Annotated in this window: 18 protein-coding genes; 7 read left to right on the forward strand and 11 right to left on the reverse strand. The window is 63.2% G+C overall.

Annotation, left to right across the window (positions count from 1 at the left end):
- Window positions 1–14: 14 nt before the first annotated feature.
- From M2396_RS07385 to M2396_RS07400, 4 genes are all read left to right on the forward strand, one after another.
- Window positions 15–1,067 carry a catalase family peroxidase gene (locus M2396_RS07385; protein ID WP_101322997.1) on the forward strand — a complete coding sequence of 351 codons (1,053 nt, stop codon included), beginning with the start codon at window positions 15–17 and terminating at the stop codon, window positions 1,065–1,067.
- Window positions 1,064–1,597 (forward strand): cytochrome b, encoded by a 534-nt coding sequence (locus tag M2396_RS07390; RefSeq protein WP_101318820.1) that lies wholly within the window; start codon window positions 1,064–1,066, stop codon window positions 1,595–1,597. The genes M2396_RS07385 and M2396_RS07390 overlap by 4 nt, the downstream gene beginning before the upstream one ends.
- A 138-nt stretch (window positions 1,598–1,735) precedes the next feature.
- Window positions 1,736–2,281 (forward strand): cupin domain-containing protein, encoded by a 546-nt coding sequence (locus M2396_RS07395; RefSeq protein WP_101318818.1) that lies wholly within the window; start codon window positions 1,736–1,738, stop codon window positions 2,279–2,281.
- Window positions 2,282–2,289: 8 nt separating this feature from the next.
- A complete protein-coding gene (locus M2396_RS07400) occupies window positions 2,290–2,586 on the forward strand; it encodes a hypothetical protein (protein ID WP_178080760.1) in 297 nt (98 codons plus the stop codon).
- On the opposite strand, the gene M2396_RS07405 is transcribed toward M2396_RS07400, so the two are convergent.
- Window positions 2,583–3,173, reverse strand: coding sequence for a 2-hydroxychromene-2-carboxylate isomerase (locus tag M2396_RS07405; RefSeq protein WP_150569458.1), 591 nt, complete (start codon window positions 3,171–3,173; stop codon window positions 2,583–2,585). The genes M2396_RS07400 and M2396_RS07405 overlap by 4 nt on opposite strands.
- A gap of 24 nt (window positions 3,174–3,197) precedes the next feature.
- On the reverse strand, window positions 3,198–3,929 hold the full coding sequence (locus tag M2396_RS07410) for an SDR family oxidoreductase (RefSeq protein ID WP_259074027.1): 732 nt from the start codon (window positions 3,927–3,929) through the stop codon (window positions 3,198–3,200).
- 89 nt (window positions 3,930–4,018) lie between these two features.
- Between M2396_RS07410 and M2396_RS07415 the strand changes: the two genes are divergently transcribed.
- The gene (locus M2396_RS07415; protein ID WP_259074029.1) at window positions 4,019–4,573 is read left to right on the forward strand and encodes a TetR/AcrR family transcriptional regulator; all 555 of its coding nucleotides are present in this window, start codon (window positions 4,019–4,021) and stop codon (window positions 4,571–4,573) included.
- Window positions 4,570–5,172 carry a DUF4157 domain-containing protein gene (locus M2396_RS07420; RefSeq protein ID WP_409035081.1) on the forward strand — a complete coding sequence of 201 codons (603 nt, stop codon included), beginning with the start codon at window positions 4,570–4,572 and terminating at the stop codon, window positions 5,170–5,172. The genes M2396_RS07415 and M2396_RS07420 overlap by 4 nt, the downstream gene beginning before the upstream one ends.
- 45 nt (window positions 5,173–5,217) lie before the next feature.
- Here the strand turns inward: M2396_RS07420 and M2396_RS07425 are convergent, their stop codons facing one another.
- The 9 genes from M2396_RS07425 to M2396_RS07465 form a co-directional block, all read right to left on the reverse strand.
- Complete coding sequence (locus M2396_RS07425) at window positions 5,218–7,635, reverse strand: TonB-dependent siderophore receptor (protein WP_259074030.1); 2,418 nt, start codon at window positions 7,633–7,635, stop codon at window positions 5,218–5,220.
- An 81-nt stretch (window positions 7,636–7,716) separates the two neighbouring features.
- The gene (locus tag M2396_RS07430; protein WP_101318806.1) at window positions 7,717–8,664 is read right to left on the reverse strand and encodes a FecR domain-containing protein; all 948 of its coding nucleotides are present in this window, start codon (window positions 8,662–8,664) and stop codon (window positions 7,717–7,719) included.
- Window positions 8,661–9,197, reverse strand: a complete 537-nt coding sequence (locus M2396_RS07435) for a sigma-70 family RNA polymerase sigma factor (protein WP_150571882.1) — start codon at window positions 9,195–9,197, stop codon at window positions 8,661–8,663. Before M2396_RS07435 ends, M2396_RS07430 begins: the two co-directional genes overlap by 4 nt.
- Before the next feature lie 98 nt (window positions 9,198–9,295).
- The gene (locus tag M2396_RS07440; RefSeq protein ID WP_259074032.1) at window positions 9,296–10,198 is read right to left on the reverse strand and encodes an alpha/beta fold hydrolase; all 903 of its coding nucleotides are present in this window, start codon (window positions 10,196–10,198) and stop codon (window positions 9,296–9,298) included.
- Between the two features lie 21 nt (window positions 10,199–10,219).
- Window positions 10,220–10,840, reverse strand: a complete 621-nt coding sequence (locus tag M2396_RS07445) for a LysE family translocator (protein ID WP_103437089.1) — start codon at window positions 10,838–10,840, stop codon at window positions 10,220–10,222.
- Between the two features lie 120 nt (window positions 10,841–10,960).
- The gene (locus M2396_RS07450; RefSeq protein ID WP_259074034.1) at window positions 10,961–11,890 is read right to left on the reverse strand and encodes an aliphatic sulfonate ABC transporter substrate-binding protein; all 930 of its coding nucleotides are present in this window, start codon (window positions 11,888–11,890) and stop codon (window positions 10,961–10,963) included.
- A gap of 3 nt (window positions 11,891–11,893) precedes the next feature.
- Window positions 11,894–12,937, reverse strand: a complete 1,044-nt coding sequence (mgrA, locus tag M2396_RS07455) for an L-glyceraldehyde 3-phosphate reductase (RefSeq protein ID WP_150569466.1) — start codon at window positions 12,935–12,937, stop codon at window positions 11,894–11,896.
- Window positions 12,934–14,277: an LLM class flavin-dependent oxidoreductase gene (locus M2396_RS07460; RefSeq protein ID WP_259074035.1), complete on the reverse strand. Its 1,344-nt coding sequence runs from the start codon at window positions 14,275–14,277 to the stop codon at window positions 12,934–12,936. Before M2396_RS07460 ends, mgrA begins: the two co-directional genes overlap by 4 nt.
- A gap of 53 nt (window positions 14,278–14,330) precedes the next feature.
- Entirely contained in the window at window positions 14,331–16,562 is a 2,232-nt protein-coding gene (locus M2396_RS07465) for a TonB-dependent receptor (protein WP_259074036.1), read from the reverse strand.
- A gap of 241 nt (window positions 16,563–16,803) precedes the next feature.
- Here M2396_RS07465 and M2396_RS07470 point away from each other — a divergent pair, with 241 nt between their 5' ends.
- Window positions 16,804–17,850: a LacI family DNA-binding transcriptional regulator gene (locus M2396_RS07470; RefSeq protein WP_259074038.1), complete on the forward strand. Its 1,047-nt coding sequence runs from the start codon at window positions 16,804–16,806 to the stop codon at window positions 17,848–17,850.
- Window positions 17,851–17,902: the final 52 nt, after the last annotated feature.

Here is a 17,902-nt window from a genome sequence, read left to right on the forward strand (position 1 = left end):
CACTGATCCGGATGTTGCCTATGAACACCCCCGTGCACGGCCCCGCCAAGCTTTGGCGGCTGACGGCCATTGCCGCCGGCCTGCTCGTCGCCGGCTGCGCGTTTGCCTACACCGCTGGCTGGATCGGCGGCCCCAAACTCAGCCCGCAACGCATCATCGACACCTTCGAAGCCCAGGCCGGGCACCACCCCGGGTATCGCAAGAACCACGCCAAAGGCCTTTGCGTCACCGGCTACTTCGAGAGCAGCGGGCTGGCCGCGCCGTTGTCCAGCGCGCGGGTCTTCGAGCAGGCGCGGGTGCCAGTGATCGGCCGCTTCGCCATTGGCGGCGCCAACCCGGCCACGCCTGACACCGGTGTGCCCGTGCGAAGCATGGCGTTGCAATTTGCCACCGACGACGGCCAGCTCTGGCGCACCGGCATGAACAACCCGCCGGTACTGGCAATCGGCACCCCAGAGGCGTTCTACCAACAGGTGCTGGCCATGACCCCGGATCCTGCCACCGGCAAGCCGGACCCGGCGCGTATGCAGGCGTTTTTTGCCGAGCACCCGGAAAGTGCGGCGTTTCGCCAATGGGCGGCCTCATACAAGCCCAGCGACAGCTTCGCCAGCACCCAATACCACAGCATCAACGCCTTCCGCCTGATCGACCGCCAGGGCAAAGAGCAGCCGGTGCGCTGGCAGGTCGAGCCGCAAACACCCTATAGCGCCCTCCCCGCACAGGTCAGCGACACGCTGTTCTTGCAGCACGACCTCGCCCAACGGCTGAGCCAGGGCCCACTGCGCTGGACCTTGCGCCTGGTGCTGGCCGAGCCGGGCGACCCGCTGGAAGACCCGTCCAAACCGTGGCCGGCGCAACGGCGCAGCATCGATGCCGGCACGCTGGTGATCAATGCCGTCGATGCCCCCGAGCAAGGCGCCTGCCGTGACCTCAACTTCGACCCGCTGATTCTGCCGAGCGGCATTCAGGCCACTGCCGATCCGATCCTGGCAGCACGCTCGGCGGCCTACTCGGAGTCCTTCAATCGGCGTAGCCGCGAGTCTCTCAACACTGGAGTACGGCCATGAAACCTGCTGCCTTTCACCCCTTCGCGCGGTTGCTGCACTGGCTGATGGCGGTGCTGATCCTGGCCATGCTGTTTATCGGCGTGGGCATGGTCAGCGACCTGTCGACCCGCCATCCGTTGCTGGTGGAACTGCACAAGGCAACCGGCCTGTTGCTGTTGCTGCTGGTGCTGGTGCGCATCGCTGTACGCCTGACAGTTCCCCATCCACCGCTGCCGGCAGACCTGCCCGCGCTGCAGCGGCTAGCCGCCAAGGCCTCGCACATTGCCCTGTATGGCCTGATGCTGAGCATGCCGCTGCTGGGCTGGGCGATGCTCTCGGCCGGTGGTTATCCACGCCCCTTGCAGTTGCCGGCCATTGCCCCGCACGACCTGCAGCTGTATGCGCTGCTGCGAGGCGCACACAGCTGGGCTGGCTATCTGCTGTTTGCCACGGTGCTGGTGCATCTGGGTGCGGCATTGATGCACGCCTGGGTCCGCCGCGATGCTGTGTTCAAAAGCATGTGGCCGGGGCCGCTGCGCGACGGCAAATAAGCTGCAGCAGGCGCTGGCCGTGACTCAAGCCACCACGACCAGCGCCGTTTAGATGCGCAGCGCGTTGCTGACAAGAGTGTGTTTTAATGCGTCGCTTATTATTTTTTACACCACTCATCAGTACAGACAAGGCGGCTAATGGACACGGGGACACGACTCAAACTGGTGCGTGAACGCAACGGCCTCTCGCAACGAGAACTGGCTCGCCGCAGCGGCCTGACCAATTCGACCATCTCGCAGATCGAGCAAAACCGCGTCAGCCCCTCTGTCAGTTCCTTGAAAAAGCTGCTTGAAGGCATCCCCATGTCCCTGGCGGAGTTCTTCAGTTTCGATACCCCGGTGCGCGAAGAGCGCTTTGTCTTCCGCGGCGGCGACCAGCCCGACCTGGGCCGCAACGGCCTGCGCATGCTGCTGGTCGGTGCCAGCGTCGAAGGCCGGCAGATGCGTATGCTGCGTGAGTTGTATGCGCCTGGCGCCGATTCCGGCGAGCCGATCGTGCATGCCGAAGGCGAAGAATGCGGCCTGGTTACCCGCGGCACCATTGAGCTGTGGGTAGACGGCCAGGTCAGCGTGCTCAATGCCGGCGATGGTTACTACATTCCCACTACCCTGGCCCACAGCTTCAAGAACATCGGCCAGGACGAGGCTGAGATCATCAGCGCCAACACCCCGGCCAACTTCTGATCGACAGCATGCGCGCGCCCAGCAGCCGTGAGGTATACCAATGCCTGCGTGATGTTGCGATGGGGGTGGAGCCGTTGCAGGTCTGTGCGCGCCCGCGCCCAGACCTGATCGAAGTCAGCAGCGCCGGCTGGCAACTGAGTTTGATCATCGATCCCGAAGGCCTCGCCCACTGCGCCAGCTGCTGCAACCCGCAAGGTGTCAGCAGCAACGGTGACAGCTGGCAGCGCTACGGCACCAACCCGGTCGAGCTGCTAAGCATCTGGGAGCGCCGACAGATTGAGCTACTGCTAGGCCTGGATAGCTAGCGCAAGGCCTGTTCGACAAAGTCCAACCGGTCCTGACCAAAGAACATCTGCCCCTCGACAAAACAGGTCGGCGCGCCAAATACGCCGCGCGTAACTGCTTCCTCGGTTGCCGCTTTCAATGCCTGTTTGACCTCGACTTGCGCTGCCAGCTCGGCGAACTGCTGTGGATCGAAACCGCCAGCAGCCAACGTCTGCTCCAACACCTGCGCATCGCCCAGTGCGCGTTGCTCTGCCCAAAGTGCGTTGAACAGCAACGCAAGCAAGGCCTCAAAGCGCTCAGGTGCCTGCAATTGCATGCCCGTCACCCCGCGCATCAACCCCAGGGTATTGAGCGGAAAGCCAGCTGGCAGCCCGAATGCCACGCCATAGCGCTGCGCGAACCGCTGCAGGTCGAGCATCATGTAGCGGCCCTTGGCCGGGACCATGACTGGCGATGCGTTGCCGGTCGCCTGGAACACGCCCCCCAACAGCATCGGCCGATAGACCAGTTGCACAGCATGGCGCGCACATAGCTCGGGCAGTTGCGTCCAGGCCAGATAACTGGCTGGGCTGCCGAGGTCGAAGAAAAACTCCACGGATTTACTCATCGCTCGATCCTTTGCAGGGCAGTTTTACCAGCGTTCGATCCACGGCCGCAGGTCCAGCTCGAAGGTCCAGGCATCCCGGGGCTGGGCATGCAAAAACCAGTAACTGTCGGCAATGTGCGCAGGGTCGAGGATGCCGTCCTGGTCTTTTTGCGCATACCGTTCAGGGAAGTTGTCGCGAATGAACGCGGTGTCGATGGCCCCATCGACCACTGCATGGGCAACATGGATATTACGCGGCCCCAGCTCCCGCGCCATGCTCTGCGCCAGCGCCCGCAGGCCATGCTTGGCGGTGGCGAACGCGGCAAACCCCGCCGCGCCACGGGTGCCGGCGGTGGCGCCGGTAAAGATGATGCTGCCGCGCTCGCGAGTGACCATGCGCCTGGCTACTGCCTGAGCGGTCAGAAAACCAGCAAAGCAAGCCATCTCCCAAATCTTGTAGAACTTGCGCGGGGTTTCATCGAGGATGCTGCACGGCACATTGGCGCCGATATTGAACACGAAAGCTTCGATCGGGCCGATATCGCGCTCGATGGTTTCGATCAGGCTGGCGACCTCCTCCTCGCTGCGCGCATCGGAGCCAAAGCCATGCGCCCGGCCACCCTCGGCATTGATCTCGCCCAGCAACGGCTGCAGCTTGGCCGCGTCGCGACGGGTCACACAGGCGATATAACCCTCGCGGGCAAAGCGCTTGGCAATGGCTCCGCCGGTCGCATCGCCGGCACCAATCACCAGCACCACCTTGTCTTGTTCCGCCACGGCCACCTCCATTGGTGAACGATCATTTAGTAAACGAACGCTATGTTATGATCCGACCACCGTCAAGCCCGGGCGCGGAGATCATCTGGATGCGCTACTCCACTGAACACAAACTGCAGACCCGCGAAAAACTCATCGCCAGCAGCGGCGCACTGGCCAAGCGCGGCGGCTTCGCCAGCACCGGCGTGGCTGATTTGATGAAAGCTATTGGCCTCACCGGCGGCGCGTTCTACAACCACTTCCCGTGCAAGGACGACCTGTTCAGCGAGATCGTTCGCCGTGAGCTGAGCAACAGCCCCCTCGCCCGCCTGGCCGCGCGCGGCGCCCAACGCCAGCGTCTGGCCCGCTGCCTGGAGCAGTACCTGAGCCTGGCCCATCTGCACAACGCCGAACAAGGCTGCCCGCTGCCGCCACTGGCGGTGGAGATCGCCCGCGCCGACCAAACCGTACGCCAGGAGGCAGAGCACTGGTTGGTCGTACTGCATGCAGCCTGGAGCGAGACCCTGGATGATCCTGAACTGGCCTGGGCCTTGATCAGCCAATGTGTCGGCGCGGTGGTGGTCGGGCGCATGTTGGCCAGCGAAACCGTGCAAAGCGAACTGCTGCAGGCCAGCCGCAGCCTGGTCGCCAAGGTGCTCGCTTGAGGCCTGCCCTGCTGCTGTGGCTCAGCCTGACCCTGGCCCTGGCCCGACCTGCAGCTGCCGCAGACACCTGCCCGGCGGGCCAGTATCAAGTGTGCTTGATGGGTTGTTTCTGCACCCCCTTCGACCCCGGCCAGGCTGGGCAGATCCTGCAGGATGTCGAACACATGGCCTCAAGCGGCCTGGTCTTCGCCCTGCAACAAGCTCAGGCCGACGCCACTGCACTCGGCACCGAGCCGATCCCGCTGCATATCCGCGTTCAGTTAGACGCCTGGTACGACTTTGCCGTGCTCGACGCCGTGCGCTACCGGGTCGGTGACCAACAGCAGGTCAGCGCCGCCAATGCCCTGCTGCAAAACCCCGATGTGAACGCGGTGACCTTGATCGACACGGTGATCTTTCGCCATGCCAGCGATGCCGAGAACAATGTCGCGTTGTGGGCCCATGAGCTCAAGCATGTACAGCAGTATCAAGAGCTGGGCGTCAGCGAGTTCGCCCGGCGCTACACGCGCAACTACAACGAGCTGGAAGCCCCGGCCTACGCGATCGAGGCCGAGGTGGCGGCTGCCTTGCGTAAAAAACAGTCTGGGCAGGCGCACTGATTGCGTCAGCCCCTTACCGCCTGAAAGGGCTCCGGGCCAGCGCCGCTACCAGTCGTAGCTCAGGCTGGCAATCACGTTGCGCCGGTTGCCGTAAAGCACCGAGTCTTCGTAAAAGCCTGGCTGGAAGTAGTGCTTGTCGAACAGGTTGCTGGCCGTAACCGACACCCTCATACCGTCCAGCCCGTTACCCGCCAGGTCGTAACGCAAGGTGACATCGGTCAGCAGGTAATGGGGCGTCTTCGCGGTGTGCTGCACGTTATATGACGAGCCAACATAGCGCTGTCCAAGCCCCATACCTACGCCTTTGAGCGCACCGTCTGCGATCGTGTAGTCGAGCCAGAGGCTGGCGGTATTGCGCGCAGTCGCCCGCGGCGCGTTGCCCTCGAACCTGTTGTCCTGGGTGATCTCGGCATCCAGGTAAGCGTAGGACGCCAGCACGTTCAGCTCATGGCTGAGGCTGGCCTTGCCTTCCAGCTCGATGCCACGTGAACGCACTTCGCCGCTCTGCACCGAGAAACCGGGATTGACCGGATCGGTGGTGGAGACATTCGTCTGCACCAGATCAAACGCCGAAAGGGTGATGAAAGCGTCATAACCGGGCGGCTGGTACTTAACGCCAATCTCGTACTGGCGGCCTTCAGTCGGCTCGAACAGCGTGCCGTCACGGTAGGCTTCCGGGTTGGGCTGAAACGAAGTGCTGTAGCTGGCATAGGGTGCGATGCCATTGTCGAACAGGTAGGCAAGGCCCACGCGGCCGGTGAATTTGCGGTCACGCTGCACGGTATCGACCTGCTCTGTACCGAAGTACAAGCCCTCCTCCCAGGCGGTGGACCAATCCTGACGGCCACCCAGGGTCAGCGCCCAGCGGTCGAGCTTGATCTGATCCTGCAGGTACAGCCCGACCTGTTGCAAACGGGTGTCGGTAGAGCGCTGCAAAGGGTCGTACCAGATGGCCGCACCACCGTAGACCGGGCGATACAGGTCGATCATCTCGACCTCCGGATCGGGGTCGCCGTTACGGCGCGTTTCGCGGGCCTTGTAATGCGAATAATCCAGACCGGCCAGCAACATGTGCTGCAACGGACCCGTGTCGACCAGCCCCTGCAGATGATTGTCAATGAGGAAGGTATCGCTGTTTTTGGGCCGCAGTTGCAAACCGATGTCCTGGGTACGGCCGTCGGCGTTGAGTACCACATCAGGACCACTGGACAGGTAACCAACATTGGAATGCATGTAGCGCAGGTTTTGCTGCAGCTTCCAGCCATTGTCGAACTGATGCTCGTACTGCACGCCGATGACCGTGTTTTCGCTGTGGTAATAGCTGCCCTTCCAGCCCAGGTCGGTGTCTGAATCAATATGGCCATAGGGGCTTTTGCGCACGGTACCAATCAACGGAAAACTCTGCTCCGAGCCACCCGTACGGCTCTTGCTGTAACTGCCAAGCAGCGTCAGCGTATTGGCATCGTCGGGTTTCCAGGTGAGGGACGGCGCTACATAAGTGCGGTCATCTGGGGCGTGCCTGACCTGGGTGTCGCTCTCGCGCTGTAGCAGGACCAGCCGACCGAACAGGGTGCCGTCGTTATCGAGCTGATCACCGACATCAAGACCCAGCTGGCGCCGGTCGAAGCTGCCGTACTGCACTTCGAGATGACGAATCGGCGTTTCCTGCGGGCGTTTACTGGTCATGTTGACCACCCCACCCGGCGCCATCTGCCCGAACAGCACCGAAGCGGGACCTTTGACCACATCGACTCGCTCCAGGCCAAAGGTTTCAAAGTTGGTGTCGTACTGGTTGAAGCCGGTGCGCAGGCCATCCTGATACAGACCGAACAGGTTGAAGGCACGAAAACCGCGCAGGAAGATATCCGGGGCGCCTTGCCCGCCTGCGTAGTCCAACGCGCGAATCCCGGGGGTATAGGCCACAGCGGCATTGAAATCCTGTACACCACGCTGGTCCATTTCATCGCGGGTAATCACCGAAATGCTTTGCGGGATTTCATTGATTGGCGTGTCGGTCTTGGTGCCGACCGTGGTGCGTTTGGCCACATAACCCGGCACTGGTCCGTCGCCAATGGTGCTACTGAAGCGGGTGTCGACGACCTGCGTGGCGTCGAGTTCCAGCGCTGCGTCCGTTTGGGGGATCGGCGCCAGTGCGTACACGCCGTTGCCGTGATCAACCGCCCGCAAACCGCTACCGGCCAATACGCGTAAAAAGCCCGCCTGCAGCGCAAATTCACCTTGCAGGCCGGCACTCTGGCGTCCCTCTACCAGAGCCGGTTCGATGGCGAGATTGATGCCCGAATGTGCGGCAAAGCTCGACAGCACCTGACCCAGCGGCCCTGGCGAGATGGTGTAGTGCAGGTTGCTGGCGGCAAACAACGAGGGACTGGCGCTGAGGCTCACAGCCAGAGCTGTGACCTGCACGGCGCAGGCAATTGGTGAGCAACGAAATGACAAAGGCATGCAGACTCCGAATCGAAAAGATCTGTGTGCCTGGAGGACACGCGAGCGCTGGCAAAGCGGACAGGCGTTGCAGACTTTTTTTCAGACGGTTCGCGCCTGCAAACTCACCCAATACCGCGTGCGATACACCACCTGCACTGGCAGCGCCCGGGACACTGCGCTGAGGATCAGGTCGGTGTCGCGCAACAGGAACGCGCCGCTGATCAGCAATTGCCCGACCTGTGCATCGCATCGCACCCAGCCGGGTCGGTAGCGGTTCAGTTCTTCGACGAAAAGGTTGAGGGGCATCCGCTCGACGCGCAGCACACCGCTGGCCCACTCGCCAGCGCCGGTAAGCAATGGCGCTGGGCTCGACACCTGACGGCGGTCGAAATGGGCGCTCTGCCCAGCGCTCAGGTGTAAGTCGCTGCCGCCCTGCACAGGCTGAATGGCGACGGCGCCGGCGAACACGCTGACCTGGCTGTCGTTGCCCTCCTGACGCACGCTGAAGCGCGTGCCCAGTGCACGGATGATGCCTTGCTCGGTCTGCACCGATAGCGGTCGGCTCAGGCTGTCCGGGTGCGTGATAACGAGGATCTCCCCGCCACGCAAGCGCAGCAGCCGCTGGCTGGCATCGAAAACGATGTCCACGCCAGTTTGGGTATTGAGGGCCAGGCGCGTACCGTCGATCAGGGTCAGCTCGCGTTGCTCGCCAATCGCGGTACGTTCATCGGCCAGCCAATCGGTCTGCCGCCAGGCCACCAGCGCAGCAGGAGCGGCGGTCATCAGCACCATCAGCGCCTTGAGGCCAGCACGACGGCTGAGCCCATCGGCTCGTTCCAGGGTGGGTAACGCGACGCCCTCGGGAACGCCTTGCCACTGCTCACTTACCCGCTGCGCCAACTGCCAGGCGCGCGCGTGGTCCGGGTGCTGATCGCGCCAGCGCTCGAATCGGAGTTGTAGTGCAGGACTATGCTCGGCGCCGTTCAAGCGTATGTACCAGCGCGCGGCCTCGCGAACGATGTGTCGCTCCAGCGGCCGTTCGCTCACCGCTCATCGGCCATGGCGAGCAGCATGCAATGCTCCATCGCCTGGGTCAGATAACGCCGCACGCTGCGCACCGTTACCCCCAGTGCCATGGCAATTTCCGCATGGCTGTGGCCTTCGAGCTGCGACAGCAGAAACGCCCGGCGCACCACCGAAGGCAGGCCGTGCAGCAGCGAATCTATCAGTTGCAGGGCTTCCTGGATCAGATACTGCTCTTCGGCCGACGCAGCCCACTGCTCAGGCATCTGTTGCAGGGTATGCAACCAGGCTTGCTCAACCGAGCGGCGACGATACAGGTTGAGCATCAAACGGCGCGCAACAGTGGCCAGGTAAGCACGGGGCTGGCGCAGGTCGGATGCGCGGGGCGCAACTGCGGGGCGAAACAACCGCAGGAAGGTGTCCTGAGTAAGGTCGGCGGCATCGCTGCGACAGCCCATCCGCTGCCACAGCCAGCGCTTGAGCCAGGCGTGGTGCTCGACATACAGGCCGTGGATGTCGCCATGGGCGGATAAGTCGCGGGAAGAAGCCGAGCCCATAACGCTGGAGTCCTGTGAGCGATGCAATCGCATTTGAGAATTGATCGCACTATACCGGGACGGCCTTGACAGGGCAATTACCCTGCTATCACCCAGGGTTACTGCATCGCTACAGAGTCTGAAACCTTTTGATGATCAAGAAAACTCGCGATCCGCAGTGCTGCCGCTGCCGGATCTTCCTGCATGAAGCAATGCCCTCCCGCCACCGCCTGGCTGCTCACCTGCGGATTGAGCGCAGCCAGCCGCTGCACCGACGCCACTACAAACGGGTACGTCTGCTCACCATAGAGAATGCACGTAGGCGTGCTGATCCTGGCCAGATTCGACCACAACCGCTGCGGCGACGAACTGAAAATATCGACCTCACGCGCAGGCCGGCATTTGAGCACCACCCCCTCGCCGCAATCACCGATCGCATGCTCGACATAGGCCCGCAGCGCAGAGTCGTGCCAGCCTTTGAAAATCCCCCTGCCCTGCAACGCAGCGAAAGCCGCGTCGCGGTCAGGCCAGTGGCTGCGCCGGGTGGCCGCCTTGCGCGCCAGTCCATGACTGCGGTGCAGGCCAAACAGCCGGGCAGCGCCCATGGTGACGAGCATGCGCTGGCTGAAGATAACCGGGTCGAGCAGCACGGCGCGCTCGAACAACTGCGGATGATCAGCCACGATCAGCCCAGTCAACACGCCACCAAAGCTGTGCCCCAGCGCGTAGCGCGGCACCGCGCCGTACTCTCCGCGGCCGGCCTCGAATGCTTCCACCGCCAACTCAGCCGAGCGGTTCCAGCCGCGAAACACCCCACCGTGGTCACTGTCGCCATGCCCCTGCACATCGCTCAGCCACAGATCATAGTGCTCACCCAGGTGCATCAACAAAGGTTGATAAGCCAGGCTGCAAAAGCCGTTGCCATGCAGAAAGTGCAGCAACGGCTTGCCACTGGCTGGTGAGCGCCAGCCGCGCAAGGTGAAGCCTTCGGAGCAGTCGTGAGACCAGGGGATCAATTGCATCGCTTGGCTGTACTCGCCGGTTCAGGAAAACGCCGATTGTACAAACAGCAGCGGGTAAAGCGATATCACCAGCAGCACGGCCATCAGGACATTGAACAGCATCAGCCAGCGCGGATTCTGCAGCAGGTTGCGCAAGGCACTGCCGAACATTACCCAGATCCCGACGCTAGGCAGGTTGACCAGGGCGAATACGGCGGCAATCACGATCACGTTGACCACGTAGCCTTGCGCTGGGGTGTAGGTGGTAATGGCGCCAACAGCCATGACCCAGGCTTTCGGGTTGACCCACTGAAACGCCGCAGCGCCGAGAAAGGTCATCGGTTTGGCCGTGCTTTTGCCGTTGGCGGAGATCGGCCCGGAGGTAGCGATCTTGTACGCCAGGTACAGCAGATAGGCAGCGCCGACATAGCGCAATACCGTGTACAGCACAGGCCAGGCCTTGAACACTTCACCCAGACCAAAGCCCACTCCCAGCACCATCAGCATGAAGCCGATACTGACCCCCAGCGCGTGGGGAATGGTCCGCAGCGCGCCGAAGTTGACCCCTGAGGCCAGCAACATGGTGTTGTTGGGCCCCGGAGTGATGGAGGATACGAAGGCGAACAGTACGAACGCCATCAACAGGTCGAAGGAGGCAAACATGAGCAAGTGTCCCGAGCGGGTAGATGTTGTGCACCCACAGTAGCCCAGCGCCCTCGCCCGCCCACCTATACAGTTAGCCTCAAATAAGCAGATACACATTTTGTACTGCTGCGGGATAGATCACGGTCGCCGCCACACTGCCGGCGCAATTTGCACCTGCCTGGGCAGCAAGCGGTTGTCGAAAAACAACTGTGCCGTGCGCTGCTGCGCGGCGATGATTTCGTCACTGACGGCAAGCACTGGCGACGCCGGACGATGGCTGAAACTGCGCCGCACGACCTCTTCGGGCATGCCCATGAAGTCCGCCAATGTGCGGATACTGCCGGCCTCGTCACTGCGGGTCAGCGCCTCGGCCTGGCTTATCTGCTCAAGCAACTGGCCGACGAATTCGGGGTTGGCTTCGACATAGCCCCGCGCGCCGAGCATGAACGGGCCGATCAGGCCCAAACCCTGCCCGTCCGCCAGTACCCGCGCCTTGCCTTCGACGTCGATGGCCGAATAGAACGGGTCCCAGATCGCCCAGGCATCGACACTGCCGCGCTCGAACGCCGCGCGGGCATCGGCCGGGGCCAGGTACACCGGTTGCACGTCGCGGATGCTCAAGCCGGCCTTGGCCAGGCTGCGCAACAGCAGGTTGTGCGCGCTGGAGCCTTTCTGCAGGGCGATGCGCTTGCCCTTGAGCTCGGCAACGCTGGCCAGCGTGCTGGCGTTGGGCACCAGAATCACTTCTGCTCGCGGTTTGGCCGGCTCGGCGCCGATGTAGAGCAGATCGGCACCGGCCGCCTGGGCGAAGATCGGTGGGATATCGCCGGTCGAGCCGATATCCAGGCTGCCGATGTTGAGCGCCTCGAGCATCTGCGGCCCGGCCGGAAACTCGATCCATTGCACCTTGGTATTGGCAAAGCGCTGCTCGAGCAAACTGTGCTGTTTGGCCAGCACCAGGCTGATCGAGCCCTTCTGGTAGCCGATGCGCAAACTGGCCGGATCTGCCGCTTGCACAGTCCCCGCGAGGGCCAACAGCAGTGCTGCGGCCAGGCGAACAATAGTCATGGCTTACTCCTTCCAGTCGGTCGAGGGTTTTTCCCAGAGGTTGATCCCGCCTTCCACGGCGAACTGGTCGATCTCGGCCAGCTCCTCGGCGCTGAACGCGAGGTTGTCCAGAGCCGCAACGTTCTCGATGATCTGCTCGGGCCGGCTGGCGCCGATCAGGGCCGAACTCACGCGTGGATCGCGCAGGGTCCAGGCCAGTGCCAGTTGCGCCAGGCTCTGGCCACGCCGGTGGGCGATCTCGTTGAGCGCCTGGGCGCGAGCGATATTGGCTTCGGACAAATGCTCGGCGCGCAGCGAGCTGCCGCCGGCACGGTTGACTCGCGCATCAGTCGGCACGCCCTGCAGATACTTGTCGGTGAGCAGCCCCTGGGCCAGCGCAGTGAACACGATGACCCCGGCGCCGACCTCTGCGGTGGTGTCGAGCAGGTCCTGTTCGATCCAGCGGTTGAACAGATTGTACGAGGGCTGATGGATCAGCAGCGGCACGTTCAGCGCTTGCAGCAATGCTGCGATCTCTCGCGTTTTGCCCGCCGAATAGGACGAGATACCGATGTACAGCGCCTTGCCCTGGCGGACGATATCGGCCAGGGCAATCGCAGTTTCTTCCAGCGGCGTGTCGGCGTCGAAACGGTGCGAATAGAAGATATCGACGTAGTCCAGGCCCAGCCGCGTCAGGCTCTGATCGAGGCTGGAGATCAGGTACTTACGCGAGCTGCCGCCCTGCCCGTAGGGCCCAGGCCACATGTCCCAGCCAGCCTTGCTGGAGATGATCAGCTCATCGCGATGGGCGCGCAGGTCTTCGCGCAGCAAGCGGCCAAAGTTGCTTTCGGCGCTGCCGTACGGCGGGCCGTAGTTGTTGGCAAGGTCGAAGTGATTGATGCCAGCATCGAACGCCGTGCGCAGCAGCGCGCGCTGGGTATCGATCGGCGTGGCATCGCCAAAGTTGTGCCACAGGCCCAGTGACAACGCCGGCAGGACCAGGCCACTGCGGCCGACGCGGCGGTACGGCATGCGCGCATAGCGCTCGGGGTGGGCGGTGTAGCTCATGGTTGACCTCGTTTGGCAAAGAAGGGATTGGCCGGCACTTGCAGGCCCAGATGCTCACGCAGGGTGCGGCCCTGGTATTCACGGCGGAACAACCCACGGCGCTGCAGCTCGGGCACGATCCAGCGGGCGACGTCTTCCAGGCCCTGCGGCAAGTGCGGCACCAGCACGTTGAAACCGTCGGCGGCGGCGCCTTCGAACCAGGCCTGCAGCTCGTCGGCGATCTGCGTCGGCGTGCCGATCAGGCTGTAGTGGCCGCGGCCACCGGCGATGCGCTGGCCAAGCTGGGCCAGGGTCAGCTGTTCGCTGCCGGCCAGCTCGGTGAGCAACTGCTGGCGGCTGCGCTGGCCGTCCTCAGTCGGTGGCAGCTCCGGCAACGGGCCGTCCAGCGGGTAGCCGGACAGGTCGAAGTTACCGAGCATGCGCCCGAGCAAGGCCACGCCTACCCGAGGGTCGACCAGCGCCTGAAACTGCTCGGCCTTGTCCTGCGCCTCGGCCTCGCTCTGCCCCACCACGATGAACACGCCAGGCATGACCTTCAGCGCATCCGGTTCGCGCCCGTAGCGCGGCAAGCGGCCCTTGAGGTCGGCATAGAACGCTTGCGCCCGGGCCAGTGAAGGCTGCGCGGTAAACACCACTTCGGCAGTTTCGGCCGCCAGCTCGCGTCCGGCCTCGGACGAACCGGCCTGCACCAGCACCGGCCTGCCCTGCGGCGTGCGAGCGACATTGAGCGGGCCTTTGACGCGAAAGTGCTCGCCAACATGTTCAAGGGCACGCACGCCATCGGCGTGATGGAACACGCCACTGGCCTTGTCGCGGACAAACGCATCATCCGCCCAGCTGTCCCACAGCCCCTGCACGACCTGCTGAAACTCGCGAGCGCGGGCATAGCGTTCGCCATGCGGGATGTGTGCACTGCGACCAAAATTGCCAGCCTCGGCGGCGGCATCCGAGGTCACCAGGTTCCAGCCGGCGCGGCCGGCGGACAAGTGATCGAGCGAGGCAAACTTGCGCGCCACATGGTACGGCTCGTTGTAGCTGGTGGTGGCCGTGGCGATCAGGCCGATGCGCTCGGTCACTGCGCTGAGTGCTGACAGCAATGTCAGTGGCTCGAAGTACACCGAGCGTGCGCTGTGGCTGGCTAGGGCATCACTCGGCGCGGCCACGCTGTCGGCGACGAACAGTGCGTCGAAGCAGGCCGCCTCGGCAGCCTGAGCTACGCGCCGGTAGGTGGCGAAGTCCAGCGGATCAGCCGGCACGTCTGGATGACGCCAGGCGGCGACGTGGTGCCCGGTGGCCATGATGAAGGCGCCAAGGCTGAGTTGACGGGGTGCTGTACTCATCGGAGTTACTCGCTGATCGGTGCAAAGAGGCGGCCACAGGACTGGCCGCTCGGTTAGAAGTCCTTGCGCAGTTGCACGCCGAAGTAGCGGCCGTCATCGCGCGGCACCGAGCGATAGATATAGTCGCCGCCGCTGGAGAGCATCTGTGCGTAAGACTTGTCGCCAAGGTTCTTGCCCAGCAGTGCGACCCGCCAGCCCTCGTTGTAATCGGCCAGGGCAACACTGGCGTTCCAGATGCCGTAAGCACCCTGTACGGTGTCGGGGTTCTGGTCGAGGCTGAACTGCACCGAGTCCTGCCAGCTGTAGTCACTGGCCAACTCGATATCCAGGCCGTTGTCCAGCGGGATCACATAGTCGGCGCGCAGGTAGGTCTTCCAGTCCGGGGTGAACGGCAGGCGGCCGCCGTCGATGTCGCAGCTGGCAGCCGCGCCCGCTGGGCAGTTGAAGTGGTCGACGCGAGCTTTGGTGTAGGCCGCTGCGGCAGACAGTTTCAGCTGCGAGGTGACCTGCAAGCTGGCATCCAGCTCGACGCCCTGGGTCTTGACCTTGCCGGCGTTGACCAGGCGGGTGACCACCTGGTTGGCCACGGTGTCGAAGAAGTTGGCCTGGTAGTCGTCGTAGTCGGTATGGAACAGCGCCAGGTTGGCCACCAGGCGGTTGTCCAGCGCAGTGCTCTTGAGGCCGATCTCGTAAGCGTCGGAGGTTTCTGGCTTGAGTGCACCGGTATCGCGCGGCTGCATGTTGAAGAACACGTTGTAGGCCGGCCCCTTGTAGCCGCGTGAATAGGTCACGTAGCCGGTCAGGTTGTCGTTGAAGTCATATTGCAGGCCAGTGCGACCGCTCCAGCCGTCTTCATCGACCGAGCCCTGACTGGCAGTCGAGGGCTGGATGCCGGTCACCGAGGTCGGCGAGGTGGACACCCGGCGGTGATCGTATTCGAGGTCATCGTGGGTCCAGCGCAGGCCGAAGATGGCCCGCAAATCATCGGTGAAGTTGAAGGTGTTTTCACCGAACAGGGCAACGCTGTCATTGGTCGTCGAATAGTCGGCGCGGCCACTGTTGGCTACGCCGCCGTTGACCGACAGCCGCTGGTAGGTTTCCCGCGAGGTGCCATGCATGTAGAACGCGCCCAGTACGTACTCGTTGAACTGGCCCTTGGGCGAGGTCAGGCGAAACTCCTGGCTGTACTGGTCGTAGTCGACAGTGCCTTTGTCATGGGAGGCGGTCAGCGGCAACAGCGCACGGCGGTCACCGTCCTGATACTGGGTGTTGTCCCAACCGCGCCAGGCGCTTATCGAGGTCAGGGTGTAATCCCCCAGTTGCCAGTCAAGCTGGGCCGAGAAGCCCTGGTTTTCGTCCTCGACGTGGGTCTTGAAATCACTGCTGATGTCGCGGTTGTGCGCGCTCGGCCGGACCGCGCCCAGCTGGTTGCGAAAGGCCGTGCTGGCCTGGGTGACGACGCCACTGGGCAAGGTGTCTTCACCCTTCATGTAGTCGCCGATCAGGGTTAGGCGCAGCTCATCGCTGGGTTCGAATTCAAGCTTGCCGCGCAGGCCTTTGCGCTCATAGCCATTTACATCATGGCCGTTGGCGAGATTCTCCACGTTGCCGTCATAGTCGCCCCACAGCGTGCTCAACGAACCTTTGAGCTGCTCGTTCAAGCGGCCTCCGAGGCCAAAGCGCAGGCGGTTTTCGTCGCCACCGCCAAAGTGCGAATAGTCGACATAGCCTTGGGTCTGCTCGGGGATAGCTTTGCTGACCACGTTGAGCACGCCGGCCGAAGCGTTTTTGCCGAACAGCGTGCCCTGCGGGCCGCGCAAGACTTCAATGCGCTCAAGATCGAGCAGGTCGAGGGTGGACTGCCCCGGCCGGCCAAACACCACCCCATCGACTACCGTGGCGACGGTCGGCTCGACGCCTGGTGAGGTCGAGATAGTGCCGACGCCACGGATGAACAGCGAGGTGTCCTTGTTCGACGCACCCGCACGGTAGTTGAGGGTCGGCACCTGCTGGACGATGCTGGCGACGCTGTTGCGGTTATCGCGTTCGAGCTGCTCGCCCTGCACCACAGAGACCGCAACCGGCACTTCCTGCAGGCTCGCCTCGCGGCGTGTAGCGGTCACGGTGACGGCGCTCAGCGCAGTGGCCTGCGGGTTCTGCTGGTCGTTATCAGCAGCCTGTGCCGACTGACCGATGGCCGCCAGCAACAAGGCTGTGGCGAGAGGCGAACGTACGGGGAAACGGCTGGCGCGCGCAACGGCGCCTCGGATCTGATGTGTGTGCATGATGCTTACTGCCCTGAAAGACCAGACTGAATTGAAGTGCTGTCGATGTCTGGTCTCGCTCGTGCGAGTGGCAGTCGGTGGCCAACAGCAGCGCTGTGTTAGCGCTAACATGGACCGAGTATCCAAGCCCGCCGCTTAGCAGGTCAAATACTTAAAAAAACTTTTGTTATTCCATAAAGCTATTTGCGTAGCATGCCTGGGTTAGCGCTAACATCGGCGCTCATTCATTCGAGATGCCCCTGTGAGCCAGCTCAAGGACACCCCTCGTAAGCGCCGCGGCGCGGGCCGCGTCACCCTCGCCCAAGTGGCGCGCGAGGCCGGCGTGTCATCGATCAGCGTGTCTCGCTACTTCAATCAACCCGAGCAGGTTTCGCCGCCCCTGCGTGAGCGCATCAAAGTCGTGGTCGAAGCCTTGGGCTATGTGCCCAATCTGGTGGCCGGCGGGCTGGCTTCGGCACGCGGGCGTATCGTCGGTATGGTCATCCCAAACATCTCCGGGCCAATCTTTGCCCAGACCATCCAGGCCTTCAGCGACACCCTGAGCAAGCACGGTTATCAGTTGCTGCTGGCGTCGAGCTATTTCAGCGAAGAACAGGAAGAAAGCGCAGTGCGCGCGTTTCTCGGTTGGTCGCCGGCAGCACTGGTGGTCACCAGCCAGTTTCACAGCCCGGCCACCGAGAAGATGCTGGCAGAGGCCGATGTACCGGTCGTGGAAATCTGGGACTACTGCCCCGAGCGGGAGCCATTGCAGGTAGGTTTTCTGCACTTCGAGGTCGGCGTGCAGGCCTGCCGCTATCTGCTCGACAAGGGCCACCGGCGCATCGCCTTCGTGCAGAACAGCGCGGCCGGCGACTTCAGTGCGCTGCAACGGCGCGATGGTTATGCGCAAACCTTGCGCGATGCCGGGCTGGAGCCGTGGTTCTTCGTGCCGACGGCGGACAGCGCTCCGTTCGAGGCGGGCAAGCAGGCGATGCAGGCCTTGATCCGCCGCGAGCCGCGCCCGGATGCGATCATCTTTGCCAACGACAACTTGGCCGCCGGCGCCGTGCTCGCCGGCCAGCGCGCCGGCCTGAAGCTGCCCGAAGAGATGGCCATCATGGGCTTTGGTGACTACGCCTTCGCTGACATGCTGCTGCCAAGCCTGACCACCCTGCGCCCGCCCTCGCGGGAGATCGGCGAGATCGCCGCGCTGCGCGTGCTGCAGCACCTGGGAGCAATCGCCGTGGATGGCGATGTGCCGCGGCTGAACCTGTTGCACTGCGAGCTGATCGCGCGCGAAAGTGCCTGACATCCCGCATAAAGCACTCGCAATCAGCCCTGCCAACGGGCAACCTTGTGCT

This window comes from Pseudomonas sp. BIGb0278 (genome assembly GCF_024809895.1).
Taxonomy (GTDB): Bacteria; Pseudomonadota; Gammaproteobacteria; order Pseudomonadales; family Pseudomonadaceae; genus Aquipseudomonas; species Aquipseudomonas shirazensis.